Raw genomic sequence first — 12251 nt, 5'->3', positions numbered from 1 at the left:
GGGGCCGGCGGCGGGCTCTGGAGCCGGGCTCCCTCGACGTCGATGTCGGGCAGGATCCGCTCCAGCGGGCGCGGCAGCCACCAGGCCCGGCGGCCCCTTCGAGGGACAGCAGCTTCATGTCCCGCAGGTCGGCCCGGAAGACCGTGACCGCCGTGGCGAGCTGCCCGCTGTAGCCGACCGCCCACCCCGCCGTGCGGTCCGGGGTGGTGCCGGGCTTCGCTGCCGGATCGGACCCCGCTTCGGCCGCCCAGCCGGCGCTGCCGCCGCGGACTGCGCCCTTGAGGGCCGCGTCGACCTCGGCGGCGACGGCCGGTGACAGCGCCTGGACGGCGGTGGGCAGGCGCAGCGTGAGCGGCTCGCCGTTGCGGGTGATGCGGAGAACGGAGTACGGGTCGGTGCGGCTGCCGCCGGCGGCGAAGGCGGTGTAGGCGTCGGCGGTGCGGATGGCGCTGGGGGTGGAGTTGCCGACCGCGAAGCCGGGGTTGAGTTCGCCCATGACGCTGGGGAGGAGGCCGAGGGCGGCGGCGGTCTTCTGTACCCGTTCGAGGCCGATGTCCAGGCCGAGTTGCATGATCGGCCCGTTGACGGACTGCTCGACGGCTCCGCGCAGGGTGACCTGGCCCCAGTCACGCTTGCCGTCGTTGGCGGTCTTGGCGATCTTGCCGTCGCGTCCCCAGTACGGGCCCTCCGGGGTCATCACGTTCACCCCGTTGTCCCCGTTGTAGGTGGTGCCGGGGGTGACCGGGGTGCGGGTGGCGCCCCGCGCGCGTTGCACGCCCTGGTCGAGCCCGGCGGCGTAGACCAGCGGGGTGAAGGCCGAACCGAGCGGCACTGTGGAGGTGTTGGCGTTGTTGAAGCCCTGCTTGAGGTAGTCGGGGCCGCCGTAGAGGGCGACGATCCGCCCGTCGGGGGCGACGGAGGCGGCGCCGACCTTGAGGAGCTTGTCGGTGTCCCGGGCGCCGGGGTCGATGTCCTTCGTGGCTTCCTGGACGGCGGCGGCGAGGGCGGTGACCCTGGGCTTCTCGAAGGTGGTGTGGATCTGGTGGCCGCCGAGGTCGAACTCGGCGGGGGTGATGTCGGTGTGGCTCTCCATGTAGGACTTGGCTATGTCGACCAGGTAGCCGACCTGACCGCCGAGGCCGGCGGACTTCGGCTGCGGCTTGGGTTCGGGGAAGACGGTGTACCGGGCACGGTCGGCGCGGGAGAGCTTTCCGGTCTCGACCATCCGGTCCAGGGTCCAGGCCCACCGTTCCTGGGCCCGTTCGTGGTTGGCCGCGCCCAGTGCCGGGTCGTACCGCCCGGCGCCCTTGAGCAGGGCGGCGAGGAAGGCGCCCTCGCTGACGTCGAGCTGGGAGACGTCCTTGCCGTAGTAGGCCGCGGCGGCGCGCTGGATGCCGTAGCTGCCGCGGCCGAACCAGCTGCTGTTGAGGTAGCCCGCGAGGATGTCGTCCTTGCTCATCCGGTCGTCGAGCTTGACGGCTATGACGGCCTCGCTGAGCTTGCGGGAGAAGTCCTGGCGCTGGTTGAGGTAGATGTTCTTGACGTACTGCTGGGTGATGGTGGAGCCGCCCTGGGTCTCGCCGCCGGAGACCAGCTGCCAGAGCGCGCGGCCGATGCCCTTGGCGGAGATCCCCGGGTCCGAGTAGAAGGTCTCGTTCTCGGCGGCGAGTACGGCCCACCGCACCGGTTCGGGGACGCCGTCGAGCGGCACCTCCTGCCGGTTGGTCTCGCCGATGCGGGCCATCTCGGTGCCGTCCGCCCAGTAGTAGACGTTGTTCTGCTGGGTGGCGAAGGCGTTGAGGTCCACGGGCACCTGCGTGACGGTGTAGAACCAGGCCAGCCACCCGGTCGGGCCGAGGGCGCCCAGCACCACCGCCAGGAGCAGTTGCCGCCAGGAGGGCAGCCAGCGCCGGACTCCGCGCCGCCCCCTGCGCGGGTAGTCGACCCACCGTAGGCGCCGCCGCGGCGGCGGCTTCCGCCGTCGGCGTCCGGGCTTCTCCGTCTCGACCCCGCCGCCTCGCTGTGCACGCACAGTCCGTTCTCCGCTTCGTCCGTGGGTACAGAACCCCTTCGAACGGATAGATGCGGTGAGGGTCGGGCCACGGCAGCGGCGGTCGGTGTGATCATGCTCACAGAGGCATGTCGCCGGTGGTCACGAGGGCTGCAGGGAAAGGAACTTGATGCCCAGTCAGCCCTTTCGGGCAGTGCCCGCCGGAACCGACGGCCCGCCCCGCCCGGGCGCCCGGTCCCGGAGGTGGCGGTAGGTCCCGGCCAGTCGCGGGCCGACGGGGTGGCGCAGCCCAGGAGCCGGGTACGACGCCGAGGGCGGGCGGGCCCGTGTCCGTCGGTCCGAGGGGGGCAGGCCCGCGTCCGTCGGTCCGGGGCGGGCGGGCCCGTGTCCGTCGGTCCGGGGCGGGCGGGCCCGTGTCCGTCGGTCCGGGGCCGGCGGTCCGACAGGCGGCGGTCGCGCGATCCCACCGCCGCGAACTGCTGCGCCTGCGCGGCGCCCTGCGGCAGAAGACCTCGCGACCCGACGTCAGCCCCCGTGAACCACCTCCTGCTCCCAGCCCGCGCGCGGCTGGGTGTGCAGCCGCCAGTAGTGCTCCGCGATGTCGTCCGGGTCGAAGGCGGTACCGGGGGCGACCGCACCGGCCACCGTCACACTGGCCACGTGCACACCCGCCGCGCCGTAGGTCTGGTCCAGCAGCGTGACGAGCGTGCGCACGCCCGCCTTGCCCAGGGACAGGCTGACGTACTCCGGCCTCGGCTCGGGCATGCCGCCGGTCACCAGGACGGTGCCCCGCCCGCGCTCCGCCATCCCGGGTGCGACGTGCGCGGCGGCGGTCAGCGCGCCCACCACGTTGACCGCCCAGGCGTCCAGCTGCTCGCGGGCGGACGACCCACCGACGGCGTCCGGCCGGATCAGTGCCGCGTTGTAGACCAGTACGTCCGGCTCCCCCAGCTCCTCCGCCAGCCCGTCGAGCGCGGCCCGCAGCGCCTGCTCGTCCGTGCTGTCGGCGGTGCGCACCGCGGCCTTGCCGCCGATCCGCCGCACGGCCCCGGCCACCGCCTCGGCCGTCGCCCCGCTCCGCGCGACCAGGCCGACCGGCAGGCCCTCCTGCGCGAACCGCAGCGCCACCGCCTGCCCGATCCCCGGCCCCGCTCCGACAATCACTGCTCCGGCCATGCCGTCCTCCCCGTCCGTACGATCACTGACACCGCCAACACGCGGGAGCCACCGGCGCATTCCCCCGCGGCGGTCTCGCGGACACGTCGGAGGAGGCAGCACCCCCGGCTTCTTCCACGCGGTGGCGTACCAGAACGGCCGGTACGACGTCACGGTCACCGTCAGGGACGGGGGCGGACGCCCCGGCCGCCCTCCCCCGGCCGCCCTCCCCCGGCCGGCTTAGGGACGTCCCAGGGACGGGAGAACCCTGGTGGGACGGGTGGCGCGGCGCCGAGCATGGGCCGTGTCCGAGTCACGGACCGCAGACCCGGGGGAGTTCCCCGCCGGGGCGGCCCGTGACCGCTTCCGAGATGGGGGAACCTTCCATGATCAAGCACGTGTTCCGGCGCGGAGCCGTCACCCTCGGCGCGGCGGCCGTCGCCGTCACCGCGCTCGCCGGCGTCGCCCACGCCGACCGGGGCGTCCCGTACGTCAAGCCCGGCCAGCGCGGCGACGGGGTCGCCTGCGTGCAGCAGGGGCTGCGCAACGCGGGGTACTCCATCGCGGTCGACGGCCAGTACGGCAACGCGACCTACGCGGCACTGACCGACTTCCAGCACAACCGCGGCCTCGGGGCGGACGGCATCGTCGGTCCGAAGACCGGCGACGCCCTGTACTACGGCTACCTCAAGCCCTCGGGCAACCTGGTCCAGATCGAGTTCTGCCCCACGGTCATCCCCACCAGCGGCTGACCCGCCGCCCGGACGACCCGACCGCCGGACGACCCGACCGCCGGACGACCCGCCGTCCGGACGACCCGCCGCAGGATCCGGGCGGCCCACCGCTGCCCTCGTGCCGTCAGCAGGCACGGGGGCAGCGGTGCTCCGCCGCACCCCCGGACCTCCCCCTCCTCCTCCGAAGGACCAGGTAGCCCTCGACATGACCACCGACCCGATCCCCTCCCACCCCGGGCGCCGCTCGGTGCTCGCCGGCGCCTTCGCGCTCGGCACCGGCGCGCTGGTCTCCGCCACGCTCCCCGCCGGGGCGGCACGCGCCGCCACCGGCCCGGCGATCGCCTCCACGGCCGTCTGGGGCGCCCGGCCCGCGTCCGGCCCGCTCGGCATCCTGCCCGGCGCGCCGGACAAGGTGATCGTGCACCACACCGCGACCGCCAACGTCACCAACTACTCGCAGGCCGCCGCGTTCTCGCTCGCCAGGTCGATGCAGACCTACCAGATGGACAGCGAGGGCTGGATCGATACCGGTCAGCACTTCACCGTCAGCCGCGGCGCGTACATCACGGAGGGCCGGCACAACAGCCTGTCCACGCTGGCCGGCGGCACCCAGCACGTGGAGTCCGCCCACTGCACGGGGCAGAACACGGTGGCGATCGGCATCGAGAACGAGGGCACCTACAGCACCGTCGACCCCCGCAGCGAGCAGTACGCGGCGCTGGTCGCCCTCATCACCCACATCTGCCGCCAGTACGGGCTGCGGGCCTACCAGATCTACGGGCACCGCGACTTCAACGCCACCGAGTGCCCCGGCGACCGCCTGTACGCGCTGATCCCGCAGCTGCGCCGCGACGTGGCCGCCCAGATCGGCGGGGACCCGACCGGCCCGGTGTGGCCGGTGCTGAGCAGCGGCGCCTCGGGCGAGCGGGTGAAGACCCTGCAGTACCTGCTGGTGCAGCGGGGCGCCTCCCTGACCGTGGACGGCTCGTTCGGTCCCGCCACCCGCAGCGCCGTCACGGCCTTCCAGAACACGGTGCACGCCTCGGCGGACGGCGTCGCGGGCAACCAGACGTGGAGCCAGGCGGTCGCGCCGCTGGCGCGCGGGGCCTCGGGCAGCGCGGTGACCGCCGTGCAGAGCCAGCTGGTCGCGCACGGCGTCACGGTGACGGTCGACGGCGCCTTCGGCCCCGGGACGCAGTCCGGGGTGGCGTCCTTCCAGAGCGCGGCGTCGCTGCCCGCCGACGGCGTGGTCGACGCCCGGACCTGGAGCCGGCTGCTCGCCTGACGCCCGATGCCGTACGGCTCCGGCGCCGCCCGCGGACCAGGTCACCGCGGGCGGCGCCGCGTCCGTCGCACGGGGCCGGCCTCCGCCGTCGCGGGACGTCCCCGGGACGCCAAGGACCGTGGTGGGACGCCAGGGCCCGGGCCGAGAGTGAGCGGCACCGCCTGATCGACCGACAGGCGCACCGAAGGGATGTCCGTGAAACACATCGCAGCCCTGCGCGGCCTCGCCGTGGCCGTGCTCGCACTCGTCGCCTTCGCCCTGCTGCCCGCACAGGCGCAGGCCGTCGACTCGACCACCTGGATCCAGCGCAACCTGGTCGGGATCGGCTACCTGGCGAGCGGCGGCGTCGACGGCGACTACGGCCCGGCCACCACCGCCGCCGTCCGCGGCTTCCAGCGCGACAACGGGCTCGACGAGGACGGCGTGTACGGCCCCAGGACCGAGCTCGCCCTCCACAACAAGGTCGCCGAGGTCCAGCGCGCGACCGGCTCCGGCGCCGACGGGGCCTACGGCGCGGGGACGACCTCCTCCGTCGCCGCCTGGCAGCGGGCGCACGGGCTCGGCGCCGACGGCATCGCCGGGCCCGCGACCATGAACGCGCTGGGGATCGCCCGGACGGTGCGGATCACCGCGCAGTGGAAGTTCCCCGCCCTCGGCTGGAGCGTGAGCGGGCAGTTCGGCTGCCTGGAGCAGATCTACACCCACGAGAGCGGCTGGAAGGTCTACGCGACCAACCCCTCGTCCGGCGCGTACGGGATACCGCAGGCCCTGCCCGCCACCAAGATGGCGTCCGCCGGATCCGACTGGCAGACCAACCCGGCCACCCAGCTCAGCTGGGGTCTGAACTACATCAAGTCGCGCTACGGCGACCCGTGCTCGGCGTGGAGCTTCTGGCAGTCCCACACCTGGTACTGAGCCGCACGCGGGCAGGGCCCCACCCCGGGCGGGGTGGGGCCCTGCCCGCGTCGTCCCTACACGCCGCCGCCGGGAAGGGCGCCGCGTCGCAGCTCCCGCCCCTGGGCGACGGACCGCGCCAGACCCGCCGTCAGGGCCAGTGCCAGCACGGTCAGCGACCACAGGGCCATCTGCCGGCGGTCCTGCGAGGCGGCGTCCCCCTCGCCGGGCGCCCCGGAGCCCCCGGTGGCGCCCCGTGCGGCAGCCGGTGCGGCGGCCGCTGTGCGGCAGGCCTCCGCCAGGGTCCACAGCTCCAGCAGGCGCCGTTCGTCGGCCTGGCAGACGGCGGCGATCCGCTCGACGGCGTCACGCGGCGGGAACTGCTTGCCGTTCACCCACCGCTCCCACGAGGACTTCGCGTAGTGGGTGCGCTCACTGATCCGGGCGTAGGTCAGGCCGGACGAGGACTTCAGTGACTGCAGCTCCTCGGAGAGCCGGTCGGCAGGGCCCTTCGGCGTGCCGCCGGACAGAAGAACGTGGTCCATCGTTTGTACCCCCCAGGTCGTTCCGGTGCGATCGAGGACGCGCGACGGGGCCGGGTGCCGTGCCGCACTCCCACCGGCCGGTCCCCACGGCCGTACCGGTCTCCCGGCGGCCGGGCCCCGCCCCCCGCGGTGCGCCCTCCCGCAGCACGACCCACCCCGGGTCACGTGCTACGGCTTGATCCACTGTGTGACATCCCGGGGCCGGGGATCCACGATCTGCCGGGATCTGGGACGGGTACGACGTATGCCACCGCCCTGAGCTGCGGTTTGGGACACCGGCACGGCACAGGTTGGGACGCCGCGGGCCTCGGACCGGCGTCGTGGGACGCCGTCGCCGCCCGCGGTACGGGGCCGGCGCGCAGCGTGCCCGACCAGGCGCGGCGGCTCCGCCTCCGTCCCCGGCCGGCGCGCCCGTGAGGGAGGGCGTCCCAGGGACGCGAAACGATCGCGGGACGTCCTCGGGGCTTCCTAGTGTCGGCAACCGGCGGTCGTTGCGGCCGCCCTCACCCACGTCTCCCAGGAGCCCCGCCATGCCCATGTTCCCGGTCATCAAGCGCGCCGCCGTCGTGACGGCCACCGCCGCCCTCTCGGTCACCGTCCTGGCAGGCACGGCCAGCGCGCGGCCCTCGGTCGGCGAGATCGCCTACGGCGACCGGGGGACCGGCGTCAAGTGCGTGCAGCTCGCGCTGAACGCCTCCCTGCACTCCGGCCTCCAGACCGACGGCATCTGGGGCGCCCGGACCGAGACCGCCGTGCGCCAGTTCCAGCAGGCCAAGCACCTCGACGTGGACGGGATCGTCGGCGTCCAGACCGGCTCCCAGCTGCTGGAGGTGATCGTCCGCAACGAGCACGCCTGGGGCACCACCTGCTGGGAGAACCTGCCGACCTGGTAGCCCGGCCGGTTCCCGGGGCCGTCCGCCAACGGCTCCTCCTCTCCCCCTCAGTCCCCTCAGCCCCCTCAGCAGAAGTGAGGAACTTCCGTGAAGCGCTTCCCGGCCGCAGTGGCCGCGGTCTTCGCCGCCCTCCTGGCGGCGGTGCTGTCCGTCCCCGCCGCCCACGCCGCGAGCTGGCCCGTCGTCCGCAACGGTGACCAGGGCGCCAAGGTGTCCACCGTCCAGTACCTGCTGAACGCCCGCGGTTACGCGACCGGCGCCGACGGCGCGTTCGGCCCCGCGACCGAGGCCAAGGTCAGGAGCTTCCAGAGCGCCAACGGTCTGAGCCCGGTGGACGGCGTCGTCGGCGGCGCCACCTGGCCGAAGCTGATCGTCACCGTCCGCCAGGGCGACAACGGCGACGCCGTCAAGGCGCTCCAGGTCCAGCTGAACGCCCGCGGCGCCAACCTCGCCGTGGACGGCGCCTTCGGAGCCGGCACCGACTCCTCGGTGCGCGGCTTCCAGCAGTCCGCGAACCTCAGCCCGGTGGACGGCATCGTCGGCCCCGCCACCTGGTCCGCCCTGCTCTCCGGCGGGGGCGGCGGCACCGGCGGCGGCAGCGGCGACCTGCTCAGCCAGTCCCAGGCCGCCTCGCTGCTCTCCTCCGCGGGCATCACCTGGTCCTCCTCGGGCAACTGCTCCAACCGCAACAGCAGCAACTGCACCTCCTTCGACGGCCTGCGCCGCGCCTCGGCGGACGGCGCCGTCGCGCTCAAGCACGCCGTGGGCGGCTGCGGCCTGACCATCACCGGAGGCACCGAGACCGGCCACGCCGCCGGCACCTACAGCCACGCCAACGGCTACAAGCTGGACTTCGCGATGGCGAGCTGCCTCACCAACCACATCACCGGCAACTTCGCCTACAGCGGCGTACGCGGCGACGGCGCCACCCTCTACACCGCCCCCTCGGGCAACGTCTACGCCAACGAGGGCAACCACTGGGACGTGACCTTCACGGGCTGACGGCCACCCGGCACGACCACACCCCGAGGGGCACCGGACGCATCCGGTGCCCCTCGGGGCCGTCCGTTTCACGGCCACGGGTAATCGGGCGGGCGCCCGGCTCCTCGCGCAGATCAAGGTCGACTACCCACCGACTACGCCGCGTGACCTTCCAGGCGACGTGTCGCCTTGAGCATGTCCTCTCCGACTGGTTCTGACGTGCCTCGCGTCCCTTCCCGCGCGCTCTGCCGACTCACCGGGCCGGGCAGCGACCTTGGACTCAAGCTCACCGAGTACAGGAAGGAGAAGCTCGTGGGACAGCGTGCACAGCGTGGCCGGGTGTACCGGCGGTGTGGTTGTTCGGACGGTAACCGGAAGCAGCTGGGTCCGTGGTGCCCCCTGCCGGCCGGGGATCCGAGGCACAGGACGTGGACGTACGCGATGGATCTGGCGAAGGAGGAGGGCCGGCGTCGGGTCCGCCGCCTGGGCGGTTTCGCCGGCCATGCGGAGGCGTTGCGGGAGATGCGGGCGGTGTTGGACGGTGAGCTGCGCGGGGTGTACGAGAACCGCCGGACCAAGGTGGCGAGCTACCCGCGCGAGTGGCTGGCACGAGGCGGGCACACCTGTCGCCGAGCACCTACGCCGGCTACCTGGCGTGGGTCAAGCGCGACCTGATCCCGGCGTTCGGCCACATCCGGCTGCTCGGCCTTCGTCCCCATCACGTCGACGAGTGGATCGCCGCCCAGCTGGGGGCCGGGCGCGGCCGCGTCCACGCTGCGCGACGCGCTGAACGACGCCGTCCTCTCCTGGCGGCTGCGCTACAACCCGGTCAAGCACTCCGTCCCACCAAGGCCCCGCGCCGCCGAGCGTACCTGCTGGACTCCGGAAGGGGCCGCGAGCTTCCTGCGGCACAACGCCGAGCAGTACGCCGAGCAGTACGCCGACCTGTTCGAGGTCATCCTTGGTACCGGTTAGCGCCGCGGCGAGGTCCTCGCCCTGCACTGGTCGGACGTCCACCTCATGGACCGCCAGCTCTTCGTCCGCCGGACGCTCGCCGCCGTCAACAACAACGGCCTGGCCTTCGGCCGGCCCAAGGCCGAGGCCAGCCGAGCCCGGATCAGCCTCTCCCCCAGAGAAGGGGAATTTCGGGGCCACGCCGCCCGACCGCCTATTATCGCTTCCTGGGCCTGCGGACCTGATCCCCGGCTCACCAGGTACGGAGAGGCGTCACCCGGCCTGCTGCCGATGCGTACCCGAGGAAACACGTGAGCACCGTACAGTCGATCCCCGTCCCGCAGGTCCTTCATGAGGCCGGCCGCCGACGGACCTTCGCCGTGATCAGCCATCCGGACGCGGGCAAGTCCACGCTCACCGAGGCGCTGGCGCTGCACGCGCGGGCGATCACTTCTGCCGGTGCGGTGCACGCCAAGGGTGATCGACGCGGCGTGACCAGCGACTGGATGGAACTGGAACGCGAGCGCGGTATCTCGGTGACCTCGGCCGCATTGCAGTTCGGCTATCGCGGCCACGTGATGAACCTGGTCGACACCCCCGGCCACGCCGACTTCTCCGAGGACACCTACCGGGTGCTGGCCGCCGTCGACTGCGCGATCATGCTGGTCGACGCGGCGAAGGGCCTGGAGGAGCAGACCCGCAAGCTTTTCGCGGTCTGCCGCCATCGCGGCGTCCCCGTGATCACCTTCATCAACAAGTGGGACCGGCGCGGCCAGGACGCACTCACCCTGCTCGAGGACATCGAGACGCACCTCGGGATCACCCCCGTCCCGGTCGTCTGGCCGGTGGGCAGCGCGGGCAACCTGCGCGGCCTGGTCGAAGCGGGGAACACCGAGCAGATGCTGCGCTACACCAAGGTTCCGGCCGGCACGCACGCCGCCCTGGAGGAGCAGCTCACCTCCGAGCAGGCCGCCGAGCAGGAGGGCGAAGCCTGGACGACCGCGCTGGAGGAGCTGGAGCTGGTGCTCTCGTCCGGCCCCGGCTACGACCAGGAGGCCTTCGAGGCCGGCAAGATCAGCCCGGTCTTCTTCGGCGCCGCGCTGACCAACATAGGTGTGAAGCTCCTGCTGGACGCCGTGGTCGACCTCGCTCCGGCTCCCGGGCCCCGCCGGCTGGCCAAGGGCGGCAGCCGCGAGGTCGGCGAGGAGTTCTCCGGCCTGGTGTTCAAGATCCAGGCGAACATGGACCCGGCCCATCGCGACCGGATCGCCTTCGTCCGAGTCTGCTCCGGCGTCTTCGAGCGCGGTATGCACGTCACCCGGGCGGCCAGCGGCCGCTCGTTCGCAACCAAGTACGCGCACACCGTCTTCGGAGCCGAGCGCACCGTGGTCGACACCGCGTACCCCGGCGATGTGGTCGGCCTGATCAACGCGAGCGCGCTGCGGGTCGGCGACACCCTCTTCACCGGCAAGAAGACCGAGTTTCCCCCGCTGCCCGCCTTCGCCCCCGAGTACTTCGCGGTGGCACGGCCCAAGGACATCAGCCGGTCCAAGCAGTTCCGCAAGGGCGTCGCCCAACTCGACGAGGAAGGCGTGATCCAGGTGCTGGTCTCCGACCGGCGTGGCGACCAGGCGCCGGTCATGGCTGCGGTCGGCCCGATGCAGTTCGATGTGATCCTGCACCGGATGGAGCACGAGTTCTCTTCCCCAATCGCCCTCGACCAGCTCTCCTACCGCTTGGCCCGGATCACTGACGCCGAGGGCGCCGCTGCCCTGGCCAAAGCCCGCCTGATCAGCGGCGAGGTGCTCACCCGCCGCTCGGATGACGCGCTGCTGGCCTTGTTCGCCGACAAATGGCAGCTGAACGCCTTCCAGCGCGCCCAACCCGACATCCTGCTCCAGCCGCTGATCGCCACGGCGGACTGATCGCCGACCTCTCGGCCCGGCGGCCGCCGTCGACAAGCTGCCAGGCGTGGCCCTGCTCGGGCAGTCGGCCGGCTGGCAGCAGTCGATCGGCGAGCCGGGCCGCGCGCCCACCACGGCAACCGAAGGCCGGCCGCTACCCGGCTGGGCCACCGACGCCGGCCGGACCGAGGACGTCGGGTGGTGCCAGGGCCGCCCCGCGTTGCTCAAGGCCGCCGCACGCCAACCACCACGCTCACCTGCTCGCCGCCATCGTCGGGCTCGGCGGTGAGCTGGAGCTCCCGGCTACCCGCAACGGGCGCTTCAGGGGTGCGGTCGTCCCGGAGGGCTGCGCGGTCAGCGCCGGCCGCCGCCGATGCGGCGGTCGTCGGCCAGTGCGGTCAGCGGGCCGTACTCGCAGGCAAGCTCGTTCCACGTCAGAACCTCGCCACAGCGGGCCGGGAAATCCTTCGGGTTGAACTCGGGCATGGTCCAGGTGCCGGTACCCCGGTCCCGCAGCCACAGGTCCCCGTCACCGTCGACCACACTCGGCGGGACCGGTACGGGCTCGGCCTGATCGGTGGGCTCCCAGGTGACCCGGCCCGGGTGGGAGGCGCGGCGCAGCTCGGTGGTGGCCAGCCGCGCGGCCAAGTCACGGGTGGACTCCTCGGCGTCCTTGACCGACGCGAGTCGGAATGCGTCGTCGAGTACGGGCAGGGCTGGATTCTTGCTGCGCTTTGAACTCATACGCTGACTTACCTCCGGTGGGGGGTGTCACATCCGTTATGGCACCCCGTCGAGGAACACGGTATCCGAGGCGGGAGCCGGGCCGGCTACACCCTTTCAAGAGCACCTCTTCCTCCGACCCTCACCGCGACGGTCTTCAGCCGACGCAGCA

The 12251-nt window shown here is 72.9% G+C and carries 10 protein-coding genes and 1 pseudogene; 7 read left to right on the top strand and 4 right to left on the bottom strand.

The genetic code is table 11. The annotated features are described in order from the left end of the window. Positions 1-2032 (bottom strand): transglycosylase domain-containing protein (locus ABZY91_RS12880; RefSeq protein WP_355402006.1); only part of this gene is annotated, 2032 nt, incomplete at its 3' end. Between the two features lie 504 nt (positions 2033-2536). Further along, the gene (locus ABZY91_RS12875) at positions 2537-3187 is read right to left on the bottom strand and encodes an SDR family NAD(P)-dependent oxidoreductase (protein WP_355402004.1); all 651 of its coding nucleotides are present in this window, start codon (positions 3185-3187) and stop codon (positions 2537-2539) included. A gap of 365 nt (positions 3188-3552) precedes the next feature. Here ABZY91_RS12875 and ABZY91_RS12870 point away from each other — a divergent pair, with 365 nt between their 5' ends. The 3 genes from ABZY91_RS12870 (at position 3553) to ABZY91_RS12860 (ending at position 6100) form a co-directional block, all read left to right on the top strand. Then, entirely contained in the window at positions 3553-3918 is a 366-nt protein-coding gene (locus ABZY91_RS12870; protein ID WP_329878468.1) for a peptidoglycan-binding domain-containing protein, read from the top strand. 187 nt (positions 3919-4105) lie between these two features. Next, on the top strand, positions 4106-5185 hold the full coding sequence (locus ABZY91_RS12865) for an N-acetylmuramoyl-L-alanine amidase (RefSeq protein ID WP_329878470.1): 1080 nt from the start codon (positions 4106-4108) through the stop codon (positions 5183-5185). Positions 5186-5380: 195 nt separating this feature from the next. Next, positions 5381-6100, top strand: coding sequence for a peptidoglycan-binding protein (locus ABZY91_RS12860; RefSeq protein WP_355402001.1), 720 nt, complete (start codon positions 5381-5383; stop codon positions 6098-6100). 56 nt (positions 6101-6156) lie between these two features. On the opposite strand, the gene ABZY91_RS12855 is transcribed toward ABZY91_RS12860, so the two are convergent. Continuing rightward, positions 6157-6624, bottom strand: coding sequence for a helix-turn-helix transcriptional regulator (locus ABZY91_RS12855; RefSeq protein ID WP_329878474.1), 468 nt, complete (start codon positions 6622-6624; stop codon positions 6157-6159). A 530-nt stretch (positions 6625-7154) separates the two neighbouring features. Between ABZY91_RS12855 and ABZY91_RS12850 the strand changes: the two genes are divergently transcribed. From ABZY91_RS12850 to ABZY91_RS12835, 4 genes and pseudogenes are all read left to right on the top strand, one after another. Continuing rightward, a complete protein-coding gene (locus ABZY91_RS12850) occupies positions 7155-7517 on the top strand; it encodes a peptidoglycan-binding domain-containing protein (protein ID WP_355401999.1) in 363 nt (120 codons plus the stop codon). Positions 7518-7604: 87 nt separating this feature from the next. Then, positions 7605-7871, top strand: a pseudogene (locus ABZY91_RS12845) (peptidoglycan-binding domain-containing protein); the annotation flags it as partial. Then, a complete protein-coding gene (locus ABZY91_RS12840) occupies positions 7848-8519 on the top strand; it encodes a peptidoglycan-binding domain-containing protein (RefSeq protein ID WP_355402010.1) in 672 nt (223 codons plus the stop codon). The pseudogene ABZY91_RS12845 and the gene ABZY91_RS12840, both read left to right, overlap by 24 nt. A 1244-nt stretch (positions 8520-9763) precedes the next feature. After that, positions 9764-11377, top strand: coding sequence for a peptide chain release factor 3 (locus tag ABZY91_RS12835; protein WP_355401997.1), 1614 nt, complete (start codon positions 9764-9766; stop codon positions 11375-11377). 333 nt (positions 11378-11710) lie between these two features. Here ABZY91_RS12835 and ABZY91_RS12830 read toward each other — a convergent pair whose 3' ends face one another. Continuing rightward, positions 11711-12100, bottom strand: coding sequence for a hypothetical protein (locus ABZY91_RS12830; RefSeq protein WP_355401995.1), 390 nt, complete (start codon positions 12098-12100; stop codon positions 11711-11713). Between the last annotated feature and the right edge of the window lie 151 nt (positions 12101-12251).

The sequence above is a fragment of the Kitasatospora sp. NPDC002965 genome (assembly GCF_040611255.1).
Lineage (GTDB): Bacteria > Actinomycetota > Actinomycetes > Streptomycetales > Streptomycetaceae > Kitasatospora.
This window is presented reverse-complemented; position numbering and strand designations above follow the sequence as displayed.

Coding starts and splice junctions, on each gene's coding strand:
- ABZY91_RS12875 (WP_355402004.1), bottom strand. CDS start 3,187: ATGGCCGGAGCAGTGATTGTCGGAGCGGGGCCGGGGATCGGGCAGGCG.
- ABZY91_RS12870 (WP_329878468.1), top strand. CDS start 3,553: ATGATCAAGCACGTGTTCCGGCGCGGAGCCGTCACCCTCGGCGCGGCG.
- ABZY91_RS12865 (WP_329878470.1), top strand. CDS start 4,106: ATGACCACCGACCCGATCCCCTCCCACCCCGGGCGCCGCTCGGTGCTC.
- ABZY91_RS12855 (WP_329878474.1), bottom strand. CDS start 6,624: ATGGACCACGTTCTTCTGTCCGGCGGCACGCCGAAGGGCCCTGCCGAC.
- ABZY91_RS12850 (WP_355401999.1), top strand. CDS start 7,155: ATGCCCATGTTCCCGGTCATCAAGCGCGCCGCCGTCGTGACGGCCACC.
- ABZY91_RS12830 (WP_355401995.1), bottom strand. CDS start 12,100: ATGAGTTCAAAGCGCAGCAAGAATCCAGCCCTGCCCGTACTCGACGAC.